Origin of the sequence: Polaromonas sp. CG_9.5, from assembly GCF_035984465.1 — a bacterium.
In the GTDB taxonomy this organism is placed as follows: domain Bacteria; phylum Pseudomonadota; class Gammaproteobacteria; order Burkholderiales; family Burkholderiaceae_C; genus Polaromonas.
Genome location: NZ_JAXCHR010000024.1, coordinates 15322 through 41567 on the forward strand (window position 1 = coordinate 15322; position 26246 = coordinate 41567).

The 26246-nt window shown below is 58.4% G+C and carries 25 protein-coding genes and 1 tRNA gene; 19 read left to right on the forward strand and 7 right to left on the reverse strand.

Going from position 1 to position 26246, the window contains the following annotated elements:
- Positions 1-20: 20 nt before the first annotated feature.
- The 6 genes from RCH06_RS15245 (at position 21) to RCH06_RS15270 (ending at position 4096) form a co-directional block, all read left to right on the forward strand.
- Positions 21-1238: a type II secretion system F family protein gene (locus tag RCH06_RS15245; RefSeq protein ID WP_327082317.1), complete on the forward strand. Its 1218-nt coding sequence runs from the start codon at positions 21-23 to the stop codon at positions 1236-1238.
- Positions 1238-2089 (forward strand): prepilin peptidase, encoded by an 852-nt coding sequence (locus RCH06_RS15250; RefSeq protein ID WP_327082318.1) that lies wholly within the window; start codon positions 1238-1240, stop codon positions 2087-2089. The genes RCH06_RS15245 and RCH06_RS15250 overlap by 1 nt, the downstream gene beginning before the upstream one ends.
- 4 nt (positions 2090-2093) lie before the next feature.
- Positions 2094-2705: a dephospho-CoA kinase gene (coaE, locus tag RCH06_RS15255; RefSeq protein ID WP_327082319.1), complete on the forward strand. Its 612-nt coding sequence runs from the start codon at positions 2094-2096 to the stop codon at positions 2703-2705.
- Between the two features lie 39 nt (positions 2706-2744).
- The gene (gene zapD, locus RCH06_RS15260) at positions 2745-3500 is read left to right on the forward strand and encodes a cell division protein ZapD (RefSeq protein ID WP_327082320.1); all 756 of its coding nucleotides are present in this window, start codon (positions 2745-2747) and stop codon (positions 3498-3500) included.
- Between the two features lie 55 nt (positions 3501-3555).
- Positions 3556-3762: a DNA gyrase inhibitor YacG gene (locus tag RCH06_RS15265; protein WP_327082321.1), complete on the forward strand. Its 207-nt coding sequence runs from the start codon at positions 3556-3558 to the stop codon at positions 3760-3762.
- Positions 3763-3835: 73 nt separating this feature from the next.
- Positions 3836-4096: a hypothetical protein gene (locus tag RCH06_RS15270; protein ID WP_327082322.1), complete on the forward strand. Its 261-nt coding sequence runs from the start codon at positions 3836-3838 to the stop codon at positions 4094-4096.
- A 54-nt stretch (positions 4097-4150) separates the two neighbouring features.
- Here RCH06_RS15270 and grxD read toward each other — a convergent pair whose 3' ends face one another.
- The 4 genes from grxD to hemA form a co-directional block, all read right to left on the reverse strand.
- Complete coding sequence (grxD, locus tag RCH06_RS15275) at positions 4151-4480, reverse strand: Grx4 family monothiol glutaredoxin (protein WP_327082323.1); 330 nt, start codon at positions 4478-4480, stop codon at positions 4151-4153.
- 155 nt (positions 4481-4635) lie between these two features.
- Entirely contained in the window at positions 4636-5478 is an 843-nt protein-coding gene (gene prmC / locus RCH06_RS15280; protein ID WP_327082324.1) for a peptide chain release factor N(5)-glutamine methyltransferase, read from the reverse strand.
- 98 nt (positions 5479-5576) lie between these two features.
- Entirely contained in the window at positions 5577-6698 is a 1122-nt protein-coding gene (gene prfA / locus RCH06_RS15285; protein WP_327082325.1) for a peptide chain release factor 1, read from the reverse strand.
- A gap of 90 nt (positions 6699-6788) precedes the next feature.
- Entirely contained in the window at positions 6789-8078 is a 1290-nt protein-coding gene (hemA, locus tag RCH06_RS15290) for a glutamyl-tRNA reductase (RefSeq protein ID WP_327082326.1), read from the reverse strand.
- A 100-nt stretch (positions 8079-8178) separates the two neighbouring features.
- On the opposite strand from hemA, the gene RCH06_RS15295 reads away from it, so the two are divergent.
- On the forward strand, positions 8179-8469 hold the full coding sequence (locus tag RCH06_RS15295) for a hypothetical protein (protein ID WP_327082327.1): 291 nt from the start codon (positions 8179-8181) through the stop codon (positions 8467-8469).
- 77 nt (positions 8470-8546) lie between these two features.
- Here RCH06_RS15295 and ugpQ read toward each other — a convergent pair whose 3' ends face one another.
- Positions 8547-9332: a glycerophosphodiester phosphodiesterase gene (gene ugpQ, locus RCH06_RS15300; RefSeq protein WP_327082328.1), complete on the reverse strand. Its 786-nt coding sequence runs from the start codon at positions 9330-9332 to the stop codon at positions 8547-8549.
- 286 nt (positions 9333-9618) lie between these two features.
- Here ugpQ and RCH06_RS15305 point away from each other — a divergent pair, with 286 nt between their 5' ends.
- From RCH06_RS15305 to aspS, 10 genes are all read left to right on the forward strand, one after another.
- A complete protein-coding gene (locus RCH06_RS15305; protein ID WP_327082329.1) occupies positions 9619-13536 on the forward strand; it encodes an FAD/FMN-binding oxidoreductase in 3918 nt (1305 codons plus the stop codon).
- Positions 13533-13961, forward strand: coding sequence for an HIT family protein (locus tag RCH06_RS15310; RefSeq protein ID WP_327082330.1), 429 nt, complete (start codon positions 13533-13535; stop codon positions 13959-13961). Before RCH06_RS15305 ends, RCH06_RS15310 begins: the two co-directional genes overlap by 4 nt.
- Positions 13962-14000: 39 nt before the next feature.
- Positions 14001-14414, forward strand: a complete 414-nt coding sequence (locus RCH06_RS15315) for a DUF971 domain-containing protein (RefSeq protein ID WP_327082331.1) — start codon at positions 14001-14003, stop codon at positions 14412-14414.
- A gap of 114 nt (positions 14415-14528) precedes the next feature.
- Complete coding sequence (gene ubiE, locus RCH06_RS15320; RefSeq protein ID WP_327082332.1) at positions 14529-15260, forward strand: bifunctional demethylmenaquinone methyltransferase/2-methoxy-6-polyprenyl-1,4-benzoquinol methylase UbiE; 732 nt, start codon at positions 14529-14531, stop codon at positions 15258-15260.
- A gap of 69 nt (positions 15261-15329) precedes the next feature.
- Entirely contained in the window at positions 15330-16322 is a 993-nt protein-coding gene (locus tag RCH06_RS15325; RefSeq protein WP_327082333.1) for a Tim44 domain-containing protein, read from the forward strand.
- Between the two features lie 104 nt (positions 16323-16426).
- Positions 16427-17191, forward strand: a complete 765-nt coding sequence (locus tag RCH06_RS15330) for a ubiquinone biosynthesis accessory factor UbiJ (protein WP_327082334.1) — start codon at positions 16427-16429, stop codon at positions 17189-17191.
- Positions 17188-18741 (forward strand): ubiquinone biosynthesis regulatory protein kinase UbiB, encoded by a 1554-nt coding sequence (ubiB, locus tag RCH06_RS15335; protein WP_327082335.1) that lies wholly within the window; start codon positions 17188-17190, stop codon positions 18739-18741. The genes RCH06_RS15330 and ubiB overlap by 4 nt, the downstream gene beginning before the upstream one ends.
- Before the next feature lie 130 nt (positions 18742-18871).
- Complete coding sequence (locus RCH06_RS15340; RefSeq protein WP_327082336.1) at positions 18872-19234, forward strand: FmdB family zinc ribbon protein; 363 nt, start codon at positions 18872-18874, stop codon at positions 19232-19234.
- Entirely contained in the window at positions 19234-19863 is a 630-nt protein-coding gene (locus RCH06_RS15345; RefSeq protein WP_327082337.1) for a DUF502 domain-containing protein, read from the forward strand. Before RCH06_RS15340 ends, RCH06_RS15345 begins: the two co-directional genes overlap by 1 nt.
- Before the next feature lie 76 nt (positions 19864-19939).
- On the forward strand, positions 19940-21727 hold the full coding sequence (gene aspS, locus RCH06_RS15350; protein WP_327082338.1) for an aspartate--tRNA ligase: 1788 nt from the start codon (positions 19940-19942) through the stop codon (positions 21725-21727).
- A gap of 307 nt (positions 21728-22034) precedes the next feature.
- On the opposite strand, the gene RCH06_RS15355 is transcribed toward aspS, so the two are convergent.
- Positions 22035-22478, reverse strand: coding sequence for a universal stress protein (locus tag RCH06_RS15355; RefSeq protein ID WP_327082339.1), 444 nt, complete (start codon positions 22476-22478; stop codon positions 22035-22037).
- 389 nt (positions 22479-22867) lie between these two features.
- Here RCH06_RS15355 and RCH06_RS15360 point away from each other — a divergent pair.
- Positions 22868-22944 (forward strand) — tRNA-Arg (locus RCH06_RS15360).
- Positions 22945-23272: 328 nt separating this feature from the next.
- A complete protein-coding gene (greB, locus tag RCH06_RS15365) occupies positions 23273-23839 on the forward strand; it encodes a transcription elongation factor GreB (protein WP_327082340.1) in 567 nt (188 codons plus the stop codon).
- 95 nt (positions 23840-23934) lie between these two features.
- Here the strand turns inward: greB and RCH06_RS15370 are convergent, their stop codons facing one another.
- Entirely contained in the window at positions 23935-26181 is a 2247-nt protein-coding gene (locus RCH06_RS15370; protein ID WP_327082341.1) for a RelA/SpoT family protein, read from the reverse strand.
- Positions 26182-26246: the final 65 nt, after the last annotated feature.

Sequence of the window (26246 nt, forward strand, 5' to 3'; positions counted from 1 at the left end):
TCATTCAACGATAAGGCACCATGGCAACCGCAGCACCTAAAAGCATCAAGGAATTTGTTTTCGAGTGGGAAGGCAAAGACCGGAGCGGCAAACAGATTCGTGGCGAGCTCCGTGCCGCAGGCGAAAACCAGGTCAAGGTTTCCCTGCGCCGGCAAGGCGTGCTGGCCACCAAAATCAAAAAGCGGCGCATGCGCTCGGGCAAAGCCATCAAGCCCAGAGATATTGCCATTTTTACGCGCCAGCTCGCCACGATGATGAAAGCCGGCGTCCCGTTGTTGCAGTCTTTTGACATTGTGGGCCGTGGCAACCCCAATGCCAGCGTCACTAAATTGCTCAACGACGTGCGCACCGATGTGGAAACCGGCACTTCCCTGAGCGCGGCGTTTCGCAAATACCCGATGTATTTCAATGCGCTGTACTGCAACCTGGTCGAAGCAGGTGAGGCCGCCGGTATTCTGGAATCCCTGCTGGACCGGCTCGCCATGTATATGGAGAAGACCGAAGCCATCAAGTCGAAAATCAAATCGGCCCTGATGTACCCGGCTTCTGTGGTGGTGGTAGCTTTTGTGGTGGTGGCAGTGATCATGATTTTCGTGATTCCTGCGTTTAAAGAGGTTTTTTCCTCTTTTGGCGCCGATTTGCCGGCACCCACGCTGATCGTGATGGCGATCAGCGAATTTTTTGTGTCGTACTGGTGGCTGATTTTTGGCGGTGTGGGCGGCGGCATCTATTTTTTCATCCAGGCCTGGAAGCGCAGTGAAAAAATGCAGAAAGTCATGGACCGCCTGTTGCTGAAAATGCCTGTGTTTGGCACCTTGATTGAAAAATCTGTCATTGCCCGCTGGACGCGCACCTTGTCCACCATGTTTGCCGCCGGTGTGCCGCTGGTGGAAGCGCTTGACTCGGTGGGCGGCGCGTCGGGTAATTCCTTGTATGCCGATGCGACTGAAAAAATCCAGCAGGAAGTCTCGTCCGGCACCAGCCTGACAGCCGCGATGGGCAATGCCAACTTGTTCCCCACCATGGTGCTGCAGATGTGCGCCATTGGCGAGGAATCAGGCTCGGTCGATCACATGCTGGGCAAAGCGGCTGATTTTTATGAAGCCGAAGTCGATGAAATGGTGGCGGGCCTGTCCAGCCTGATGGAGCCGATCATTATTGTGTTTCTGGGCACGCTGATTGGCGGCATTGTGGTGTCGATGTACTTGCCTATTTTCAAGCTGGGTCAAGTCGTCTGATGGATTTGGCACTTTTACCCGACCTGGTGGCTGTGCTGGCCGGTATTCTGGGCTTGCTGATTGGCAGCTTTCTGAACGTCGTTATTTACCGCGTGCCCAAAATGATGGAGCGCCAGTGGGCCGAGGAATGCGCCGAACTCACCGGTACCCCAACGACGCCGACCGAGAAGTTCAATCTGCTGACGCCGCGTTCGCGTTGCTCCAGTTGCGGTCACCAGATCCAGTGGTATGAAAACATTCCTGTCGTGAGTTATCTTTTTCTCCGGGGCAAATGTTCGGCCTGCGCCGCACCTTATGGCGTGCGATATCCGTTGGTGGAACTGGTGACGGGCGGGCTGTTTTTCTTTTGTGCCTGGCGCTGGGGCTGGACGCCGACAGCGCTGGTCTGGTGCGGATTTTCTGCTGCGCTCCTGGCGCTGGCGATGATTGACTGGGACACCACCTTTTTGCCTGATGACATCACTTTGCCATTGCTGTGGGGGGGCTTGATTGCGGCGACACTGCAATGGAATCCGGCTGTCGATTTGTCGACGGCCTTGTGGGGTGCCGTTGGCGGGTATCTTTCGCTGTGGGGGGTGTACTGGGCGTTCAAGCTGGCAACCGGCAAGGAAGGCATGGGCTACGGCGACTTCAAGCTTTTTGCCGCACTAGGTGCCTGGTTTGGCTGGCCAGCCCTGATACCGATCATCCTGATGGCTTCGGTTATCGGTGCGGTGATTGGCCTGGTGATGAAGTTCTCCAGCGGGCTGCGTGAGGGCGGCTATGTGCCGTTTGGCCCTTTCCTGGCCGGTGCCGGTTTTACCGCCATGGTGTTCGGGCCGCAATCGATTCTTCAGTTCGTTGGTCTTTAAACAGATGCACCCACCCCTTCAGCGTATCGGCTTGACAGGCGGCATAGGAAGCGGAAAAAGCACGGTAGCGCGCGTTTTGGTGGATTGCGGCGCTGCCTTGATTGATGCGGATGCGATTTCCCGGCAGCTGACGGCTCCCGGCGGGGCTGCCATCAGTGCGCTGGCAAGCCAGTTCGGGCCGCATATCATCACGGCAGAAGGCGCTATGGATCGCGACCGGATGCGCCAGCTTGCCTTCAATGACCCTGCCATTAAAAAGCAGCTCGAAGCCATTATTCATCCTCTGGTCAGCCAGGAATCCCTGCGCCAATCCAGCGCGGCGGCGGATGCAGGCCGCGCCTGCATCGTGTTTGACATTCCCCTGCTGGTGGAGTCAGGGCGATGGCGGCAGCAGCTCGACCGTGTGCTGGTGGTGGACTGCACTGAGAACACGCAAATTGCGCGTGTCATGGCCAGAAATGCCTTGACGCGCGAGAGCGTCGAAAAAATTATCGCGGCACAAGCCAGCCGGGCGCAACGACTGGCGGCCGCTGATGTTTGCATTTGCAACGAAGGCTTGTCGCTGCAAGCGCTGGCCCGACTGGTGTGTCAGTTGGCCCCGCGCTTCGGGCTATGATGAACAAAAACCATCCCTAAAGCCAGGAAAACCAGCTCCGTGATCCTCTACGAGTACCCTTTTAACGAACGCATGCGTACCTATCTGCGTCTCGAGAACCTGTTTTTGCGTCTGTCAGAACTGGTAGATCGAGAAAGCCCGATAGACCACCACCATGCCCTGGCCACCATTTTCGAAATCATGGATGTGGGGGCGCGGGCAGATCTGAAAACCGACATGCTCAAGGACATTGAAAAGCAAAAACATGTGCTCAATGGCTACCGAGGCAACCCGGCCATTTCCGAAAAGGTGCTGGACGACATCACCGCACAGCTCGATAGTTGTTTTGCGAGCCTCAATGCGCTTTCAGGCAAGGTCGGTCACTCCCTGACTGAAAATGACTGGCTGATGAGCATTCGCAGCCGCATAGCGATTCCGGGCGGCACCTGCGAGTTCGACTTGCCGGCTTACCATGCGTGGCAATATCTTTCAGCTACTACACGCCAGCAAGACCTGCAGCGCTGGGTGTCACCGCTGGTGCCACTTGCAGAGTCTTTGCGTTTGCTTCTGGGCATGGTTCGCGACTCCGGATCGCCACAAAAATTCGCCGCCCCGGCCGGGCAATACCAGCAAATGCTGCCCCAAGGGCGAACTTTTCAGTTGCTGCGGCTTCGGCTCGACTCTGCGCTGGGGCTGATTCCCGAAATAAGCTGCAACCGCATGATGGTATCGGCCCGCTTCATGCGCCAGGAAAGCGATGGACGCCTTCATACCAGTACAGACGACACGGTATTTGAATTGACGCTTTGCAGCTGAGCTTTGCCAAGCCACAAACTTGGCGTTTTCCAGCGTTATTTATCTTCTTCAAACCATGAAAAAAGACCCGTTGCCAGAGCGACAAGTGGTGTGCCCCGCTTGCGGCGGCCCCAGTATTTATTCCCAGCGCAATCCTTTTCGTCCTTTTTGCAGTGAACGCTGTAAAAACAATGACTTGGGCGCATGGGCCAGCGAAGATTTCCGCTTGCCTGCAGAGGCGCCGCCCGATGACGCGCTCTATGGCGACCCCAAGCTGCAGTGACAGTCAATCCGTTCACCTCACCAGACACGCACGCTCAGCGACAAGCCTGCGCATGCAGATACAGGGAATAAAAATGAAAAATGACGTGATCAAACGTACAGGCGCGTGGCTGTTGATGGCGCTAGCGCTGGGGTTCTGTGCGCATTCCCAGGCGGCTTCCGTGGACGCGGACGGCAAGCCGAAGGCAACGAAGACCCGCAAAAAGAGCAGTACCAGCGGTCAAATCAAGTTTCTGCCAGGCTCGGCAGAAACCACCAAAGAGCGAAGCAGTCGCCTGATGCGCGAATGCAAGGGCCGGGTTAACGCCGGCGCCTGCGCAGGCTATACAAACTGAGTTCAGCTGACGCAGCCGCTGAATTAAAAAACGCCCGTCAAGGGCGTTTCAGATTCAGGCTTGTGGCGCGCCCAGCATTTCCTGGAGTTCGCCGTTTTGGTACATCTCCATCATGATGTCAGAGCCGCCGACAAATTCGCCCTTGACATACAACTGGGGAATGGTGGGCCAGTTGCTGTATTCCTTGATGCCGTTGCGAATGCCTTCGTCTTCCAGCACGTTGACGGTGGCGGGCTTGTTCACGCCGCAGGCTTTGAGCACCTGAATGGCGCGGCCGGAAAAACCGCACATCGGGAACTGGGCCGTGCCCTTCATGAAAAGAACCACGTCGCTGGATTTGACGATTTGCGCAATGCGCTCTTGGGTCGGGTCGATGGTGCTCATGTTGAAATCCTTCAGGTAAAGCGGCCATAAGGGGCCGTGAAACTCATTAACCGGCGATGGCGCCGGGACGTTAAAAACATGGAATCTGAATACAAGAATTCAAGTCCTGATTATCGCTGTCTGCTCCAGGCCCCGCGCCTGGCAGGGATAGTCCGTCATGGGTGCCACTGGCCGCCCGAGCAACGCTCGATTCCCGCCAGGTCCAGCCGGCTTTGAACCTGCGAAAAGCCGCGCTGCGTCAGCAAATTTCGCACCCGGTCCGCCTGGTCGTAACCATGCTCCAGCAGCAGCCAGCCGCCTAGCAGCAAATGGCTGGGGGCCTCTTTAATGATTTGCCGGATGTCGTCCAGCCCGTCGGCCCCGGCGGTCAGCGCCTGCAGCGGCTCATGCGCCAAGGCCGCCAGATGCGGATCAGCGCTGGCGATGTAGGGCGGATTACTGGCAATAAGATCAAAACGGCCCGTCACCTGCTTCAGCCAGCCGCTTTCAATGAAGTCAACCGTCAGCCCCAGCCGCGCGGCATTGTCACGGGCCACATCAAGCGCATCCGTGCTGCTATCCACGGCTGTGATCTGCGCCGGGCGGCCCGCTGCCTGCAGGCTGTGGGCGATGGCCAGCGCAATCGCGCCGCTGCCCGTGCCCAGATCCAGCACCTGCAGCAAGCCGGACAGTTGCAGCCGTTCGAGTGACCAGTCCACCAGCGTTTCAGTGTCAGGCCGTGGCACCAGCACGCGTCCATCGACCTGCAGCGCCAGCCCGAAAAACTCCTTGCTGCCGACGATATAAGCCAGCGGTTCGCCGCTGGCCCGGCGTATGCACAGCGCACGAAACGCTTGGGCGACTTCAAGCGTCAATTCATCGGTGTCGTGCGCCAGCAGCCAGGCGCGCGCGCTGGCGGGTTTGCCCAGCGCGTGCAGCAGCAGCAACTGAGCATCGAGCCGTTCCAGCCCGAGCGTCTGGGCAGCCGCCAAGGCTTGTGTGCAAGTCGGTTGATTCACGGTTTTAATCTGATTTTGCTATTAAAAAAATAGCTGCTTGCGCCCGTGGCTATTGCACAAGAAGGCTATTTGATATAAAAAACGGATTTTTCGGGGGTTCAGCCGCCGTTGTTGGCCGTTTCCAGCTCGTTCAATTGCTCTGCACCGCGCGCCACCTGCAGCGCTGTCACCACATCGTCCAGGTCGCCCTCCATGATGGTGAGCAGCTTGTACAGCGTCAGGTTGATGCGGTGGTCGGTCAGCCGGCCTTGCGGGAAGTTGTAGGTGCGGATGCGGTCGCTGCGGTCGCCGCTGCCAATCAGGCCCTTGCGCTCGGCGGCATCTTTGGCGGCCTGCGCCGATCGGTCTTTCTCGTGGATGCGCGCGGTCAGCACCTTCATCGCCTGGGCTTTGTTGCCGTGCTGGCTGCGGCCTTCCTGGCATTCGGCGACGATGCCGGTCGGAATGTGCGTGATGCGCACCGCTGAATCGGTCTTGTTGATGTGCTGGCCACCGGCGCCGCTGGCGCGGTAGGTGTCGATGCGCAAATCAGCCGGGTTGATCTGGATGGCGACGGTTTCGTCCGGCTCGGCCAGCACGGCCACGGTGCAGGCGCTGGTGTGGATGCGGCCTTGCGTTTCAGTCGCCGGCACGCGCTGCACACGGTGGCCGCCCGACTCAAAGCGCAGTTTGCCGTACACGCCCACGCCCAGAATGTCCGGCGGGCCGTCGATGCGCAGCACCACTTCCTTGTAGCCACCCAACTCGCTCGGCGACTCGCTGATGATTTCGACCTGCCAGCGCTTGCGCTCGGCAAAGCGGGTGTACAGGCGAAACAGGTCAGCTGCGAACAGCGCCGACTCATCGCCGCCAGCGCCGGCGCGGATTTCGACAAACGCCGCGCGCTTGTCGTCCGGGTCTTTTGGAATCAGCATCAGCTGCAGCGCTTCGTCGATTTGCGCAATGTCGGCTTTCGCGGCGTCGATTTCTTCCTCGGCCATCGCTGCCATGTCGGGGTCGTTTTTGGCTTCAGCCAGCATGCTTTCGGCGCTGTCCAGGTCGGCTTCTCGGCGCGTGAGGCGGTTGTACTGCTCGGCCACGACGCTGGCCTCGGCATGTTCGCGGGTCAGGGTGCGAAAGCGGTTCAGGTCGCTGACCACATCGCTGGCGGACAGCAAAGCGTCAAGTTCGTGCAGGCGCAGCAACTGGCGGTCGAGGGTCTGGCGAAGAAAGGGTTTCATGCAGTGAAAAGAAAAATCAGGAGAAGCTGCCAGCAAAATCGCCAGGAGTAGGGCGCAACCAACCGGCTGCATGAGCGGCGAAGGCCGGCGCTAACGCTCTTTGCGCTCTGCCGCGGCTCTGGGCGACTGGCCGCGCAAAAACAGCTTGGACACGGTATGCGCCGTGGCTTCGCGACTGCTGGCGTCGCCGGCATGCAGTTCGGCCAGCGTGCCGTGCATCATTTTCTGGGTCAGACCACGGCTCATGGCTTCGAGCACGGCGTCAATCGACTCGCCCCGGGCCAGCAATTTTTTGGCGCGCATGATTTCTGTGGCGCGCCAGATGTCGGCTTGTGCATTGAGCTGCTGGATCAACGGCACGGTGCCGCGCTGCTCCAGCCAGTGCATGAAGTTTTGCACGCCGGAGTTGATGATGACTTCGGCGTCGGCTACGGCGGCTTGCCGGCTGTCCTTGCCGGTTTGCACCACATGCGCCAGGTCATCGACGGTGTAGAGGTAAATATCGGGCAGCGCCTTGACTTCGACTTCGATGTCGCGCGGCACGGCCAGATCGACCATGAACATGGGCCGGTGCTTGCGCAGTTTCACGGCCCGCTCGACCGCGCCCAGGCCAATGATGGGCAGGGTGCTGGCGGTGCAGCTGATGACGGCGTCAAATTCGTGCAGGCGGCTGGGCAGGTCGCTCAGGCGCATGACTTCGGCGCCAAAGCGGCTGGCGAGCTTTTCGCCGCGCTCCAGCGTGCGGTTGGCAATCGCCATCGCTTTCGGGTTTTTGGCGGCAAAGTGGGTGGCCGCCAAATCAATCATTTCGCCAGCGCCGACAAACAGCACCTTGATGTCGCTCAGGTCTTCAAACAACTGGCCGGCCAGCCGCACGGCGGCGGCGGCCATGCTGATGCTGTGCGCGCCGATTTCGGTGCTGGTGCGCACTTCCTTGGCGACGGCAAACGAGCGCTGGAACAACTGGTGCAGCGTGGTGCCCATCGCACCGGCGTCTTCGGCGGCGCGCACGGCGTCTTTCATCTGGCCCAGAATTTGCGGCTCGCCCAGCACCATGGAGTCAAGCCCGCTGGCCACCCGAAAGGCATGGCGCGCGGCCTGGTCGTCTTGCAGCGTGTAAGCATGGGCGCGCAGCACGGACAACGAGACGCCGCCGTTATGCGCCAGCCATTCCAGCGTGTTGTCCAGGTCATTGCTGTCGCCAGCGCAGTAAATTTCGGTGCGGTTGCAGGTCGACAGCAGCGTCGCCTCGGGCTGGCGCGGAATCGCCGCGCGCAGGCCGCGCAAGGTCGGCTCGATCTGATCGAGGGCAAATGCGAAGCGCCCACGCAAATCCAGCGGTGCGGTGTGATGGTTTAGCCCCAAGGCCCAGACTGACATGCGCTGATTATAAAATTTTAGGAGGCTGCAAACGATGCACGGCCACAATCTCCTTTTCGGCCTTCACAGGGCGCGCTTTTCTTTGAAATAACGGGCTGACATGACTGCTTACCTGCTTGCCGACCACCTGCTTAACTTTGTCGCCCCCGCCGCGTTGCTGGCTTTGCTGTTAGTGGTATTGCCGCGTCTGTTTTTTGGTTATTTCAGGTCAAAACAGTCGTTTGCGCAAGCCTGGTGGGCGCAGGCAGCTATTAATTTTGTAGTAGGTTTGGGCGTTCTGACGGCCGGGCTGGTGCTGCTGGGGCGCGATGGCAAGCTGCTGACGTATGTGCTGCTGGTGCTGGCAATGGCCAGCAGCCAATGGGTGCTGCTGGGCGGCTGGAAGCGCTGACGCAGCGACGCCCGGAAAATTGCCTGTGCCGGTTTCTTGATCTAAATCAAGAAAAGCGCAGGCAACTGGCGGCGCTGTCAGCGGTTCACGCGTTCAGCCGGGCTGAACAGATCCACGCGGTCGGTGATGATGCCGTCGGTGCCCAGCGCCATCAGTCGCTGCGCGGCGGGCGCGTCGTTCACGGTGTAGCTCAAGGCGCGCAAGCCGGCATCATGGACTTTTTCAACATGCACACTGCTCCACAAGCTATGGTTGCAGACCACGGCAACGCAACCCAGCCCGCGGGCGGCTTGCAGCCAGTCCTCAGGCAAGGTGTCCAGCAGCAAGGCGCGCGGCAAACCGGGCGCGGTTTCGCGTGCGCCCTGCAGCGCATCGCGCGAAAAAGACGTCAGCAGCGGCGCAACGCTGGCCCCTTGCCACAGGCGCAGGGCGTGGGCGGCCACTACCTCGCCGGTGCGGCGTTCGGTTCCGGGCGTCGGCTTGATCTCGATGTTCAGTGCATAGTCATTGGCGCGGCAAAACCGGGCGGCGTTTTCCAGCGTCGGCAGCGGCTCGCCGGCAAAGGTACGCGAATGCCAGCTGCCAGCGTCGAGTTGCGACAATTCGGCCCAGGTGTGGTCGGCACCCGTTGCAGTAGCGTCGTTTGCCAGCTTTTCAACCGCGTTGGTCGTGCGAGCGAGCGTGGCGTCGTGCATCAGGAAAGGCACGCCGTCGGCGCTGAGCTTGGCATCGCATTCAAACATCCGGTAGCCGTGCTGCGCGCCCAGGCGGAACGCGGCAAGTGTGTTTTCAGGCGCCAGCTTGCCGGCGCCCCGGTGGGCAATCCAGAACGGGTAAGGCCATTGGGCGGTGTGGGCAGGCATTTGAGTTAACGGCGGTTGCCAGTGGCGGGGTCAAAATCGGGTGTTGCAAATGTCAATGTGGAGGGGCGGCTTGTCATGCAATCTCCTGAAAACGGGGCGCTGCTTCGCAGTGTTAAAAAATGGCCGTGTAAAAACTGTGGGCGGCAGCGCCATTTAAACGGCACGTTGCGCGCAAGGCAAGCGGGGGTTTCATGGGGTCATTCTGGCCGCGCGCCTCTAAAGGAGGCGCTGCGATAATATCGGGCTACAGTGCTGGACGTGGGTCCGAAGCCGCTGAAATTTCACGATGAACGCACCTACTACCCTCCAAGAATTGAACGTTTTTGCCGACAACGCAAAACACACAGAAGCACGCATCCGCGAGATTCCCTACAACTACACCTCGTTTTCTGACCGGGAAGTGGTGATTCGTCTGCTCGGCAGCCGGGCCTGGGACTTGCTCAACCTGCTGCGCGGCGAACGCCACACCGGCCGCTCGGCGCGCATGCTGTACGAAGTGCTGGGCGACATCTGGGTGGTGCAGCGCAACCCGTACCTGCAAGACGACCTGCTCGACAACCCCAAGCGCCGCAAGCTGCTGGTCGAAGCCCTGCAGCACCGGTTGTCAGAAATCGAGAAACGCCGCACGCCGCAAGCCGACAGCGAGCGCGATGCCATCGTGGGTGAATTGCTGCAAGGCGCACAGGCGGCCATTGGCCGGTTTTCGGCCTCGTTCGAGGAAGTCGCCAGCCTGCGCCAGCAGACCGAGCGCAAGCTGCGCAAGATCACGCTGAAAGACAACATCAAGTTCGATGGCCTGTCGCGTGTCTCGCATGTGACCGACGCGACCGACTGGCGTGTCGAATACCCGTTCGTGGTGCTGACGCCCGATACCGAAGTCGAAATGGCCGGGCTGGTCAAGGCCTGCATCGAGCTGGGGCTGACGATCGTGCCGCGCGGCGGCGGCACGGGCTACACCGGCGGCGCGATTCCGCTGACCTGGAAATCGGCGGTCATCAACACCGAAAAGCTCGAAGCCATGACGGAAGTCGAGATGGTCTCGCTGCCCGGCCTGAATCAGCCGGTGGCCACCGTCTGGACCGAAGCCGGCGTGGTGACGCAGCGCGTGGCCGATGCGGCCGAGCGCGGCGGCTTTGTATTTGCGGTTGACCCGACATCGGCTGAAGCCTCGTGCATTGGCGGCAACATTGCCATGAATGCCGGCGGCAAGAAGGCCGTGCTGTGGGGCACGGCGCTGGACAACCTGGCCTCGTGGCGCATGGTGACGCCTGACGCCGAGTGGCTCGAAGTGACCCGCGTGGGCCACAACCTGGGGAAAATTCACGACGCCGAGATGGCGAGTTTCGATTTGAATTACTTCGAGGCTGACGGCAAGACGCCGATTCGCACCGAGCGGCTCGACATTCCCGGCAAGACGTTCCGCAAGCAAGGCCTGGGCAAGGACGTGACCGACAAGTTCCTGAGCGGCCTGCCGGGCATCCAGAAAGAAGGCTGCGATGGCCTGATCACCAGCGCGCGCTGGATTGTGCACCGCATGCCGGTTCACACGCGCACAGTGTGTATGGAGTTTTTTGGCAATGCCAAGGACGCCGTGCCGAGCATCGTGGAGATCAAGGATTTCATGTTCGCCGAGCAAAAGCGCGGCGGCGCGATTTTGGCCGGGTTAGAGCATCTGGACGACCGCTACCTGCGCGCCGTCGGTTATGCCACCAAGTCCAAGCGCGGCGGCAACGGCAAGGGCGGCGTTACTGGCGTGCCGAAAATGGTACTGATCGGCGACATTGCCGGGGATGATGCCGACGTGGTGGCACGCGCCACCAGTGAAGTCGTGCGCATCGCCAATTCGCGCAGCGGCGAAGGCTTTGTTGCCATCAGCCCTGAGGCGCGCAAGAAGTTCTGGCTGGACCGCAAGAAAACAGCGGCTATATCGCGCCACACCAACGCCTTCAAGATCAATGAAGACGTGGTGATTCCACTGCCGCGCATGGCCGAATACACCGACGGCATCGAGCAAATCAACATCGAGTTGAGTTTGCGCAACAAGATCAAGCTGTGCGACGCGCTGGATGCGTTTTTCCGCAAGGGCAATCTGCCCTTGGGCAAGGTAGAAGACGCCAACGAGATTCCTTCGGCTGAACTTCTGGAAGACCGGGTTGCTCAGGCGCTGGCGCTGGTGGCTGAGGTGCGCAGTCTGTGGGCCGGCTGGTTGCAGGGCGTGGCGGTGCATTTCCCGGAACTGCAAGACCACACGCTGCGCGCCAGCTGGAAAACCCAGATTCGCGCGCCGTTGCAGGCAATTTTCAGCGGCGGCGCGTTCAAGCCGATTCTTGAGGAATGCAGCGCGATTCACAAGCGCGTGCTCAAGGGTCGCGTCTGGGCGGCGCTGCACATGCACGCGGGCGACGGCAATGTACACACCAACCTGCCGGTCAACAGCGATGACTACGAAATGCTGCAAACCGCGCACGAAGCGGTGGCGCGCATCATGGTGCTGGCCCGCTCGCTCGACGGCGTGATTTCGGGCGAACACGGGATCGGCATCACCAAGCTCGAATTCCTGACCGACGAGGAACTGCGGCCTTTTACCGAGTACAAGGCCAGAATCGATCCGGAAGGGCGTTTCAACAAAGGCAAGCTGCTACGAAATTCAGAGCTGCTCGCGACCGGACAGCATGCGCTAGCGGCCGATTTGACCAATGCCTACACACCCAGCTTCGGGTTGATGGGCCACGAGTCGCTGATCATGCAGCAAAGCGACATCGGCGCGATTGCCGACAGCGTGAAGGACTGCCTGCGCTGCGGCAAGTGCAAGCCAGTGTGCGCCACGCACGTGCCGCGCGCCAACCTGCTCTACAGCCCGCGCAACAAGATTCTGGCCACGTCGCTGCTGGTCGAGGCCTTTTTGTACGAAGAGCAGACCCGGCGCGGCATCAGCCTCAAGCACTGGGAAGAGTTCGAGGACGTGGCCGACCACTGCACGGTCTGCCACAAATGCCTGAATCCGTGCCCGGTGGACATCGACTTCGGCGAGGTGTCGATGAACATGCGCAACCTGCTGCGCAAGATGGGCCAGAAATCGTTCCGGCCGGGCAATGCGGCGGCGATGTTCTTCTTGAACGCCACCAGTCCGCAGACCATCAAGGTGATGCGCACGGCGATGGTTGATGTCGGCTTCAAGGCCCAGCGCCTGGCCAATGACGTGCTCGGGGTGCTGGCCAAAAAGCAAACCGCGCTGCCGCCCGCCACCGTCGGCAAGGCGCCGGTCAAGGAACAGATCATCCATTTCATCAACAAGAAGATGCCGGGTGGCCTGCCGAAGAAAACCGCGCGGGCGTTGCTGGATATTGAGGACAAGGATTACGTCCCGATCATTCGCAACCCGAAAGCCACCACGGCCGAAACCGAGGCGGTGTTTTACTTTCCGGGCTGCGGCTCGGAGCGTTTGTTCAGCCAGGTCGGCTTGGCGACGCAGGCGATGCTCTGGCATGCCGGTGTGCAGACGGTGTTGCCGCCGGGCTATTTGTGCTGCGGCTACCCGCAGCGCGGCAGCGGCGACTTTGACAAGGCCGACAAGATGATCACCGACAACCGGGTGCTGTTCCACCGGGTCGCCACCACGCTGAACTACCTCGACATCAAGACGGTGGTGGTCAGCTGCGGCACCTGCTACGACCAGTTGCAGGGCTACCAGTTCGACAAGATTTTCCCCGGCAGCCGGATCATCGACATCCACGAATACCTGCTGGAAAAAGGCATCACCTTGCCGGCCAACCAGCCGGGCTTTCTCTATCACGAGCCGTGCCACAACCCGATGAAGCTGGGCGACTCGATGAAGACGGTCAAGGCGCTGATTGGCGACAACGTGCTCAAAAGCGAGCGTTGCTGCGGCGAATCCGGCACGCTGGGCGTGACCCGGCCCGACATCTCGACGCAGGTGCGCTTTCGCAAGGAAGAAGAAATCCGCAAGGGCGAAGCCGAACTGCGCGCGTCGGGGGCCGTCGCTGCGACCGGCAATGTCAAGATTTTGACCAGCTGCCCGAGTTGCCTGCAGGGGCTGAAGCGCTACGGCGACGACCTGCAAAACGGCCTGCTTGAAGCCGACTACATCGTGGTCGAAATGGCCAACCAGATACTGGGCAAAAACTGGCTGCCCGACTATGTGGCCGTCGCCAACAATGGCGGCATTGAACGGGTGCTGGTATGACGAATTCGGCGTGTCCTCTGTGCGAAGGTGATGGCGGCTTGCTGGTGTTTCGCAACCACGACTTGCGCATTATTCAGGCCAGCGAGGCTGGCTTTCCGGCGTTTTACCGCGTGATCTGGAACCGCCATGTGGCCGAATTTTCCGACTTGTCGCCCACTGAGCGGCAGGTTTGCATGCATGCAGTGGCCAAGGTCGAGCAGGTGCTGCGCAGCGAACTGCAGCCGACCAAGATCAATTTGGCCGCGCTGGGCAATCTGGTGCCGCATCTGCACTGGCATGTCATTGCCCGTTTTGATTGGGACAGCCACTTTCCGGCGCCGATCTGGGGCGCGGCGCAGCGTCCGGTCGATGAAGAAAAGACAGCGGCCATTGCCTCGCGTAGCCATGACATCAACCGGCTGATGGCCGAAGCCATGGCGCTTTGAGGCGCCTCCCCTCCATTTTCAAGAAAGCGAGACATCCTCATGGCAGGTCTTCAAGCCGGGTCACCGACCCCCACGGCGCTGACGGTTCACAGCCAGTCGCGCATTCTCGAAATTGCATTTTCAGACGGTGCGCAATTCAGGATTCCGTTTGAGTTGATGCGCATCTATTCGCCCTCGGCCGAAGTGCAGGGCCACGGCCCCGGTCAGGAAATCCTGCAAACCGGCAAGCGTGAAGTCGGCGTCGTTGCGCTGGAGCCGATTGGCAATTACGCCGTCAAGCCGGTGTTTTCAGACGGCCATGAAAGTGGCCTCTTTACCTGGGACTATCTCTACCAGCTGGGCGCTGACGAAAGCCGTCTGTGGGACGACTACCAGCGCAGGCTGCAAGCGGCAGGGGTTGAGCGCGATGCGCCGATGGTGGTCGCCGGCGGGCATGGCTGCAGCAGCCATTGACAGGGGCGCGCCGCCTTGGCTGCTGCCCATTTTCAGAATCAATAACCCGGTAACCCCCTGAATCTGCGCAGGGGGTTGCTATTAATTGGCGCTTTGCCGCCTGGCACTCACTTTATGACTACTACCCATTTTGGTTTTGAATCGGTCGATGAGCAGGACAAAGCGCGCCGCGTGCGCAGTGTGTTTGACTCGGTCGCGCCCAAATACGACGTGATGAACGACCTGATGTCGATGGGCCTGCACCGCGCCTGGAAGGCCTACACCGTGATGGTCGCCAACGTCAAGGAAGGCCAGCAAGTGCTCGACATTGCCGGCGGCACAGGCGACCTGGCAATGGCTTTTGCGCCCAAGGTCGGCGCGACCGGGCGCGTGGTGCATACCGACATCAACGAAGCCATGCTCAGGGAAGGGCGCAACCGGCTGATTGACGCTGGCGTGAACTTGCCGACGCTGGTGTGCGACGCAGAGCACCTGCCTTTTGGCGATGCGCATTTTGATGTGGTGACCGTGGCGTTCGGCCTGCGCAACATGACGCACAAAGACAATGCCTTGCGGGAAATGAACCGGGTGCTCAAGCCCGGCGGCAAGCTGCTGGTGCTGGAGTTTTCCAAGGTCGCCAAACCGCTGGAAAAGCTTTATGACTGGTATTCGTTCAAGGTGTTGCCAAAAATCGGCAAGCTGGTGGCCAATGACGATGCCAGTTACCAGTATCTGGCCGAGTCGATCCGCATGCATCCGAGCCAGGACGAGCTGAAAACCCTTATGAAAAATACCGGCTTTGGCCATGTGGATTACCACAACATGTCCGGCGGGGTGGTGGCGTTGCATGTTGGAATCAAGTGTTGACAGGGTAGTTCGTGGCTTCACGCTCGTGACCACGAGGCAGTTATTGACACCAGTGATTAAGGAGACGATATGAAAATTTGGCAGGTGATTCTTTCGACCGTGTTTGCGGTAACCCTGACGTTGTCAGGAACAGCAGCGGACGCCAAGCGCATGGGCGGCGGCGGTTCATTTGGCAAGCAGTCGTCCAACGTGACGCAGCGCCAGGCACCGGCCAACAACGCGACCAATCCTTCCGCTGCACCCGGCGCAGGGGCTGCTGCGGCCGCCGCACCGAAAAAACCGTGGGGCGCCATGTTGGGTGGCCTCGCGGCAGGCCTGGGTCTGGCGTGGCTGGCTTCGTCGCTGGGTCTGGGCGGTGCTTTTGGCCAGATCATCATGTTTGCCTTGCTGGCGCTGGTGGTCATGGTGGTGATTGGTTTTGTCATGCGCAAGCTCAAAGGAGGCGGCGCAAATGCGGGAGGGGCGACGCGGGCGCAGCCGCCGTTTGCCTTTCAGGGCGCCGGCAATGCTTCCGAAGCCACCACGCCCCGAAACTACAACTCGGCCAATGTGGGCAACGACGCTTCAGCGCGTCCCTGGGAGCGCAATGCCACGGCTTTTGACAGCAACGCTGCAGCGGCTGGCGCTGGCGGCTCAATGATTGGCTCCGGTTTGGCCGGCTCGCAGACATGGGGCGTGCCTGCTGGTTTTGATGCCGACGGCTTCCTCAAGGCCTGCAAGGCCAATTTCGTGACATTGCAAGACGCCTGGGACCGCTCCGATATCCAGAATCTGCGCGCCATGATGACTGACGACATGCTGGGGCAGATCAAGACGCAACTGGCTGACCGTGAAACCCATACCGGCGGCGTGGCCAACAAGACTGAAGTCGTGATGCTTGATGCACAGTTGCTGGGCATTGAGGAAATGAGCGACGTGTACATGGCCAGCGTGGAGTTCTCCGGCATGATCAAGGAAGACGCCTCAGCCGGCGCCAGCCCGTTCCGCGAAGTCTGGAACATGACCAAGCCGCGCAGCGGCAGCGGTGGCTGGCTGGTGGCTGGTGTTCAGGCACTTCAATAAGCCAGTCAGGGGCGTTGCGCCTGCGGCCCCGGCTGGCAGATGAAAGCATGAGCAATTAGGGGGTATCACCGGGCAGGCTGTTTATCCTGCAAAATCGGGGACGTATGAATAACACGTCCCCTTTTTCTTTTCTGGAGTCCATCGCCACCCGTTTTCAGCCGCCCGCCTGGGTGGTCGATGAGGGGCAGCAGCGGCTGGTACTGTTTCTCAACCACGTTCTCCTGCAGGAAAAGCAGGCGCAGGATCGTCTTTTACGTCAAAAAGGCCGTGTTGTGCACTTGCGGTGGGGTTTGTTTGCTATTGATTTGATAGTTACGTCCGCTGGCCTTGTAGACCGGGCGCCTGCTTTTTCAAAGCCGGATCTGGTTCTTTCCGTGGCCGCCGAGTCGCCGCTGGTCGTCGTGCAGTCGGCGCTGGCAGGCAAGGCGCCTCCGGTCAAGATCGAGGGCGATGTTCAACTGGCCGCAGAAATAGGCTGGCTGGCAGAAAACCTGCGCTGGGATGCGGAAGAAGATTTGTCCCGCCTGATCGGGGACGCGCCAGCCCATGCGCTGGCTGATGGCGGTCGGCGCTTGGCTGCAGGGCTGAAGCAGTTGCTGGCAAAGGGGCCGTTTCCGGCGTCAGCGCCTTCCGCCGCAACCGCATTCACCCCAGAGCCGGCAAAAGAAAGTGAACGCGAACGCAGCGCGTTTCCCACAGCGCCTGTCGCTTCCCCTTCAACGCCCCCAATGCGCGAAGCCGTCAAAGGTGGCGTCCCTGATTTCAGCCAGCCGCTCCAGGACGCTTCTGCACAGGGCGATGAAGCAACTGACCCTGTTAAAAGCAGCGTTGCACCGACCCCAACGACCCCGCCCAAGGCCGCTGAATGAGCCGGATTTTCAGGGGCTTTTTCATTGTCTGGACAATGCTGCGCTTTGGTCTGGATGAGTTGGTGCTGTCCAGCTTTGAAAAGCCGTGGATTCGCCTCTTAACTCGCGTTGTGTCGGTCGGACGCAACCTGAAGGCCCCACGCGGCGAGCGTCTGCGGCAAGCGCTTGAACGCCTGGGGCCGATTTTTATCAAGTTCGGACAGGTGCTGTCCACGCGCCGCGACCTGCTGCCGCCCGACATTGCCGACGAGCTGGCACGGCTGCAAGACCGGGTGCCGCCATTTCCGTCCGCCGTGGCGGTAGCGATTATTGAAAAATCTTTTGGCAAGCCGCTGGACCGCATTTTCGAGAGTTTTGAGCAAACGCCGGTGGCCAGCGCGTCGATTGCCCAGGTGCACTTTGCCACCTTGCCCGGCGGCCGTGAAGTCGCCGTGAAAGTATTGCGGCCCAATATGGTCGCAGCTTTCAAAAAAGATCTGGCGCTGATGCGCATGATGGCCGGCTGGGTCGAACGCGCCTCCAGCGATGGCAAGCGCCTGAAGCCGCGCGAGGTGGTGGCCGAGTTCGATAAATACCTGCATGACGAGCTTGATCTGCTGCGCGAAGCATCGAACGCAGCGCAACTGCGCCGCAATATGCAAAGCCTCAATCTGGTGCTGATTCCCGAGATGTACTGGGACTATTGCATGCCTGACGTGATGGTGATGCAGCGCATGAAGGGCGTGCCCATCGGCCAGACCCAGCGTCTGCGCGACGCGGGCGTGGACATGAAAAAGCTGGCACGCGACGGTGTCACGATTTTTTTCACCCAGGTATTTCGGGATGGCTTTTTTCATGCCGACATGCATCCCGGCAATATCCAAGTCAGCCTGGCACCGGAAACTTTTGGCCGCTACATTTCGCTCGATTTCGGGATTGTCGGCACGCTGACCGAGGTGGACAAGGAATACCTGGCGCAAAACTTCAGTGCTTTTTTCCAGCGCGACTACAAGCGCGTTGCTGAACTGCACATCGAGTCCGGCTGGGTTCCGCCAGCGACGCGGGTCGATGAGCTGGAGTCAGCCATTCGCGCCTGCTGCGAGCCGATGTTTGACCGACCGCTCAAAGAGTTGTCGCTGGGCATCGTGCTGATGCGGCTGTTCCAGACTTCGCGCCGTTTTCAGGTGGAAATCCAGCCGCAACTGGTACTGCTGCAAAAAACTTTGCTCAATATTGAAGGCTTGGGACGCGACCTGGATCCCGATTTGGACCTTTGGAGCACCGCCAAGCCTTTTCTTGAGCGGTGGATGCTGGAGCAAGTGGGCCCCGAAAAACTACTGGCCCAACTCAAGGCCGAAGCGCCAACGTATGCCAAATTGCTGCCCATGCTGCCGCGCTTGCTATCTCAATACCTCAAAGCCGGCCCGTCGGTCAGCCGCAGTGACCTCAGTGAATTGCTGGCAGCGCAAAAACAGACCAACAAGCTGCTGCAGGGTGTGATTTATGGCGGTCTAGGGTTTGTCTTGGGTCTGATTTTTATGCAGGTGGTGCTGCGTATCCGCCTGTTCTAAAGCCGAATGCCCGCTCAGGGGCACTGCCTTGGCCTTGACGCGGCAACACAAGGCAAACCCTTATAATTAAAGGCTTTGCACCGCTTCGCTTTCGCAGGCGGGAAAATCTCCGGAAACGAGCTTAAGCACCATGCCAATCTACGCGTACAAATGCGAATCCTGTGGCTTTGCCAAGGATGTCCTGCAAAAAATGTCGGATACGCCCTTGTCGGTATGCCCGCAATGCGGAGTTTCCAGCTTCAAAAAGCAACTCACCGCAGCGGGTTTTCAGCTCAAGGGCTCTGGCTGGTATGTGACGGATTTTCGCGGTGGTAATAACGCAGCTCCTGCTGCCAAACCCGCCGAATCACAAGCGGCTGCAACAGGCAGCGCCGACACCGGATCGACCTCTGCGTCTAGTGCGGCACCGGCCAGCGCAGCACCTGCGGCCGTCTCTGCTCCGTCTGCCAGCAGCAACAGTACCAGCGGCGAAGCCTCTAAAAAATCCTCATGATGAGCTCGATTCGCCGATGGTTGCTGGCCGGACTTCTGGTTCTGGTGCCTTTGGCTATCACCTTGGCGGTGCTCAACTGGATTGTTTCCACGCTTGACCAGACCCTGTTGATTCTTCCGGCTGCCTGGCATCCTGACAGGTTGCTGGGGTTTCATCTTCCCGGTTTCGGTGTACTGCTGACACTTGGCATTGTGTTGCTGATGGGGGCTGTTGCCAGCAACTTCCTGGGCAGGAAGCTCTTGATGCTCGGCAATGCTTTGTTGCGCCGCATTCCGATTGTCCGGTCGATCTACTCCAGCGTGAAGCAGGTGTCCGACACGCTGTTTTCCGAGAATGGAAATGCTTTTCGCAAGGCCTTGCTGGTGCAGTGGCCGCGCGAGGGCGTGTGGACGATTGGCTTTCTGACCGGCCTGCCGGGCGGCGACGTGGTGAACCACCTGCCGGACGACTACATCAGTGTGTACATCCCGACCACCCCCAATCCAACCGGCGGCTACTTCGTCATGCTCAAGAAAACTGAATGCATCGAGTTGCAGATGAGCGTCGATGAGGCGCTGACGTATGTGATTTCCATGGGCGTTGTCGTGCCCGCGAAGCGTGCGGTGTCACCGCTAAACCCTCCCTTGTAAATGGCAAAAACTGCCTTTGACGGCACTGAAAGTTCGAGTATTTTTTATGACTATTGCTGAAAAACAAGGCGCTCAAATGCGTTCCACCTATTGCGGTCTGGTCACCGAAACCTTGATGGATCAAACCGTCAGCCTGTGCGGCTGGGTCAATCGCCGGCGCGACCATGGCGGCGTGATTTTCATTGACCTGCGCGACCGCGAGGGGTATGTGCAGGTGGTTTGTGACCCGGACCGGGCCGAGATGTTCGGCGTTGCTGAAAATGTCCGCAACGAGTTCTGCGTTCAGGTCAAGGGTGTTGTTCGCGCGCGTCCTGAAGGCACCGTCAACGCCAGCCTGAAAAGCGGCCAGGTCGAGGTGCTGTGTCATGAGCTGATCGTGCTCAACGCCAGCGTCACACCTCCGTTTCAGCTAGACGACGACAACCTGTCGGAAACCACACGCCTGACGCACCGGGTGCTGGACTTGCGCCGCCCCTATATGCAGAACAACCTGATGCTGCGCTACCGCGTGGCGATGGAAACGCGCAAGTTTCTCGATGCCAACGGGTTCATCGACATCGAAACCCCGATGCTGACCAAGAGCACGCCAGAAGGCGCGCGCGATTACCTGGTGCCCAGCCGCGTCAATGAAGGTCACTTTTTTGCGCTGCCGCAAAGCCCGCAACTGTTCAAGCAGATGCTGATGGTGGCGGGTTTTGACCGCTACTACCAGATCACCAAATGTTTTCGCGATGAAGACCTGCGTGCCGACCGTCAGCCTGAATTTACCCAGATTGATATCGAAACGTCCTTCATGGGCGAGCAGGAAATTCGCGACATGTTCCAGGGCATGATCAGCAACATTTTCAAGACGGTGCTGAACACCGATTTGGGCGAGTTCCCGGTGATGGCATATTCCGAAGCAATGCACCGGTACGGCTCTGACAAGCCCGATTTGCGCGTCGACCTGGAATTTACCGAACTCACCGATGTTATGGGTGATGTGGACTTCAAGGTCTTCAGCGCACCCGCCACCACACCGGGTGGGCGTGTCGTGGCACTGCGCGTGCCGGGTGGCGCTGAAATCAGCCGCAGCGAGATCGACGCCTACACCGAGTTCGTCAAGATCTACGGCGCCAAGGGGCTGGCCTGGATCAAGGTGAACGATGCCAGCAAAGGCCGTGAAGGCTTGCAAAGCCCGATTGTCAAGAACATTCACGATGCAGCGGTGGCTGAAATCCTCAAGCGCACGGGCGCGCAAAACGGCGACATCCTGTTCTTTGGCGCCGACAAGTCCAAGGTGGTCAACGACAGCATTGGCGCCCTACGGCTGAAAGTTGGCCTCAGTGCCTTTGGCAAAAAAACCGGCTTGTTCACTGCGGGCTGGAAACCGCTCTGGGTGGTTGATTTCCCGATGTTTGAATACGACGACGAGGGCAAGCGCTGGAGCGCGGTGCATCACCCATTCACCGCCCCGAAAGACGGCCATGAAGACTGGATGGACACCGATCCGGGTCGCTGCATCTCCAAAGCTTATGACATGGTGCTCAATGGCTGGGAACTTGGCGGGGGTTCGGTCCGTATTCACCGTGCCGACGTGCAGAGCAAAGTATTCGATGCGCTGAATATTGGCCCGGAAGAAGCGCAGGTGAAGTTTGGCTTCCTGCTGGATGCCCTGCAATATGGCGCGCCGCCGCACGGTGGTCTGGCTTTTGGCCTGGACCGGCTCGTCACCATGATGACCGGTGCCGAATCGATTCGCGACGTGATCGCTTTCCCAAAAACCCAGCGCGCGCAGTGCCTGCTGACGCATGCACCGAGCCTGGTGGATGAAAAGCAGTTGCGCGAGCTGCATATTCGCCTGCGCAATCCGCTGCCCGTCTAAACCGCTTGGCGTTGCAAGCATCCCGTTAAAAGGGGCGCCTTTAGGGCGCCCTTTTTCGTTTTGCAATCAGCGAATCATTAAGCTCAATTCAAACGCCTGGGATGTGCAGGTATTGGTCTGAAGACAGATTGTCTTAATTTTGAGCGTGACGGTTTATCAGAATGAAATTGGCTTGAGTCGTAGTTACGATGAAGAAAAGAGCCGGCATTTTTTGCTACTTAATCAATAGCTAAATGTGCAGTTGCAGCATGCACAAGATGCCTGTTTGATGCTTAAATTGCCGTTTTTTCTCCAAGATCAATGCACTCTAGCGCAGAACCAGAACAGGCACCGTGCTATGTGTCAGTACATGCTGGGTTTCGCTTCCGAGCAGCACGCGTTTGATGCCTTTTCGGCCATGAGATGCCATGACGACAAGATCGCAATTGTGTTTTGTCGCAGCAGACATGATGGATTCAGCCACCAAATCAGACTGGGCAACCACTCCCCTGGCCTTGATGCCCAGCGCTTCGGCTTCTTTCTGTACCTCGTCAACCACGGCCTGACCTTTGTCGCTCCACTGCTTTTCGGTTCTGGCGATATCCTCAACCGAAATGGTGATGCCGCCTTCAAAGTAGCTCACCGGATAACGCGGAACGACGTAAAGCGCCACCAGTTCCGCGCCCACGGCCGCTGCCAGCTCAATGGCGCTGCGCACGGCGGTCTTTGAAAGATCGGAGCCGTCGGTCGCCACAAGGATTCGCTGGTACATGATGATTTCTCCAATTAGATGTTAGAGCACCCAGCCTAACTGTGTCGGCGTATGCAGGCATTGATTAAGGTCAATAGCCAAGAGCTGATTCGTTATGGCATCAGGCATGGCGTGAGCGAGTCCTTGATGCGCTGTGTTTCGTTTGCGGTGTAGCGGGAAGCTGTATGCAGTTCCTTGATGAGTTCAAATTTAGCCGAACAGAGGTTGCAAGTCTGTATTTATTGAACCCAAAAACTGTTGAAGCGACTTGAATCTTGCCACTGAGCAGGTATGTTTATCCGGTCGTCGCAATTTGGACAGTCATTTTTCTATCGCTGGTGTGTAGATTTTTATTTGTTCTTTTGATGTCGGAATTGATGCTTGATATTTACGCTATAATTTGAAGCTTGGCGGCTGTAGCTCAGTTGGATAGAGTACTTGGCTACGAACCAAGGGGTCGTGGGTTCAATTCCTGCCAGCCGCACCAGACGATAGCCCTAGAACAGTAATGTTCTAGGGCTTTTTCGTTTGTGCTCTATGTTCGTCAAGCGCTTTTCGGGAATGGGTTTTTACAGTTCCAATTTTTCCACCCGTACCGCAGCAGGCGCAGGGGGTTATATGAAACTCGTACTGGTACCTGTTGATTTTCAGAATACATTCCACGTTAGCGTGCGCAGCCTAATTGATGCAGGCTTATGGTGCAAAAGCAGTTTGACTGCGTAGCAACTTGATGCTGCTACGACCTTAACGCAATGTGATTCAGAAATTATTTTTATAGTGATAACTGGCTTGCCAAACGCAATACTTAAACTGCTATGAACAAAGCTTTCACCAAAGAGACTGACTCTGATGATGATGAAGATTTGCCAGCTTCCCCACTTCCCGTCAGTGGAAAGAATTACATAACCCCTCAGGGTTATGAGCGCTTGCGTGGTGAGTTGCTGCAGCTGATTGACATTGAGCGACCCAAGGTAGTTGATATCGTTCACTGGGCCGCCAGCAATGGCGACCGATCAGAAAATGGCGATTATTTGTACGGCAAGAAACGGCTGCGTGAGATTGACCGGCGCATCCGGTTTTTGACTCAAAGGCTGGAAATTGCTACCCTGAGCGATCCATCCATCCATCATGGCACTGACCAAGTATTTTTCGGTGCCAAGGTAACCTACTGCGACAGTGAAGGTCTTGAGCGAACTGTCACCATTCTGGGTATTGATGAAGCCATCAGTAGCTTGGGGCAAATTAGCTGGGTCTGTCCGGTAGCCAAAGCGCTTTTGAAATCGAGGGTAGGCGATGAGGTGACACTCGTCACCTCTCATGGCACGCAGGTGCTTGAGGTGTTGAAAGTAGACTATCCTGCGGCCGACAGCATGGCCGGCTGACCGCACCGTTCACCTGATGCACTGCTCATTCAGGAAAAAGTGCAGTACTTTGGCTTTACGCTCGAGGATTTAACGAGCAGCCAAAAACAAGCGAATCAGACCGTCGCTTTGGCGCGCTGCACTCGCAATACTGAAGGTGTCCGTTTGACATTTCGCATCGCTGCGGCCAAGTGAATACGATCACGTACAGCCACAATAAAACGCAGGTCGGTCGCCCCGTTTGCAGGCTCTTTCCCCATATCGACATGGGTGATATCGACTTCAGCGTTGGCCAGTGCGGCCGCCACACGCGCAAGCACTCCTTTTCCGTCTGAAACTGTGACCAGAAGGTTGGTTTCAAATGTACGCGACGGCTCATCTGACCAGTCAACTGCAATAAAGCGTTCACTGTCGCGCTGTTGCAGTCGCTTGACCACCGCACAGTCATCGGTGTGGACGAAAAGGCCTTCTCCTCGTCCCAGATAGCCAATGATGTCATCGCCAGGAATTGGGCAGCAGCATTTTGAAAATTGCACCGACGCCCCTTCGCTGCCATCGAGCACCAAGCCGCCTTGAGCCACCGACTCATGCGCGATGTAGCGCTCTCGGGTCATCAGTAATGCATCGGGTTTTTCGCCGGTTTCTGCCAGGATAGACACGATGCGTTTGGCAATCATGCTGGCAATGCGTTTGCCCAGTCCGATATCCGTCAGTAGCTCGGCACGCGTACGGTTGCCGGTAAAGCGCAGTATTTTTTCCCATCTGGCGTGGTGGGCTTCGTCATCCTGGGACAGATGCTCTCGGTTGATGCCTTCGGCCCGCAGCGCCTGTGCCAGCATTTTTTCTCCCAGCTCCTGCGATTCCGAGAGCGCCATGCTTTTGAGGTGATGACGTATTTTTGAACGCGCCTTGCCGGTACGCACGAACCCCAGCCAAGCCGGATTCGGGGTGGAAACAGGTGCCGTAATAACCTCGATCACATCGCCGTTGTGCAGTTCTGTACGCAGCGGAACCTGTTCTCCATTGACTTTGGCTGCAATGGCGTGGTGACCCACGTCGCTGTGAATAGCGTAGGCAAAGTCCACGATGGTCGCGCCACGGGGCATGGCCATGATCTGGCTTTTAGGCGTGAAAACATAGACGGCTTCAGGGAAAAGGTCAATCTTGACATGGTCCCAAAACTCAGCAGCATCATGGGTTTCCTGCTGGATATCCAGCAAGGACTGCAGCCACTTGGTTCCGAGTCGCTGCGAGGCATCACTGTTTGGATCAGACGCCTTGTACAGCCAATGGGCCGCTACGCCAGCCTCAGCCACGATATGCATGGCATCAGTACGCATCTGGAATTCAATGTTGGTTCCGAATGGGCCGACCAGTGTGGTGTGCAGCGACTGATAGCCGTTGACCTTCGGAATTGCAATATAGTCCTTGAATTTTCCTGGCAAGGGCTTGTAGAGCTGATGCAGCACGCCCATTGCGCTGTAGCAGGCCGTCAGTTCTTGCACGATGACCCGAAAGCCATAAATGTCGGTAACCTGTGCAAAGGACAGGTTTTTTTCACTCATCTTGTGATAGATAGAGTAAAGAGTTTTTTCACGCCCATAAATGCGCACAGGAATATGTGCATTTTCGAATACGGCTTCGACTTCGGACTGTACGCGCTTGATGACATCACGCCGGCGCCCGCGTGCGCGCAGCAGCGCTTTGGTAAGAACGGTGTAACGCCACGGGTGCAAGTGCTGGAAGGCCCGGTCTTGCAGCTCCCGGTAAGTCGAGTTCAAACCCAGTCGATGGGCAATGGGGGCATAGATATCCAATGTCTCGCTGGAAATTCTTTTCCATTTGGAGCGCGGCGCATCGCCGAGCGTTCGCATATTGTGAATGCGGTCTGCAAGTTTGATCAGGATGACGCGAACGTCGCGCGCCATGGCCAGCAGCATTTTGCGGAAAGACTCTGCCTGATTTTCTTCCCGGGTGTTGAACTCCAGCTTTTCCAGCTTGGTCAGGCCATCCACCAATTCGGCGACGGGTGCGCCGAAGCGCTCAATCAGCTCAGGCTTGGTGACTTCACAGTCTTCAATGGCATCATGAAGCAGTGCCGCCATGAGCGCCTGTGCATCCAGTTTCCATTCGGCGCATTGTTGGGCGACCGCGATGGGGTGGGTGATGTAGGGCTCGCCACTGTTCCTCAATTGCCCCAGATGGGCTTGATCGGCAAAGCGGTAGGCCTGACGGACACTTTCAATGTCTGCTGCGTTCAGGTAGTCGAGTTTTTCGGTAAGCGCAGCAAAGCTGGCTGCAGCGGCGTTGGCTGCAGCAGGTGAGGGCGCGTGGGGAACGTCGGGCGTGTGCAATGCGTTCATGCCTCAAATGTATCGTGACATCAATAAATCCGTGGAAAAGTGGTTTTCTGGCTATCCAGAAATGA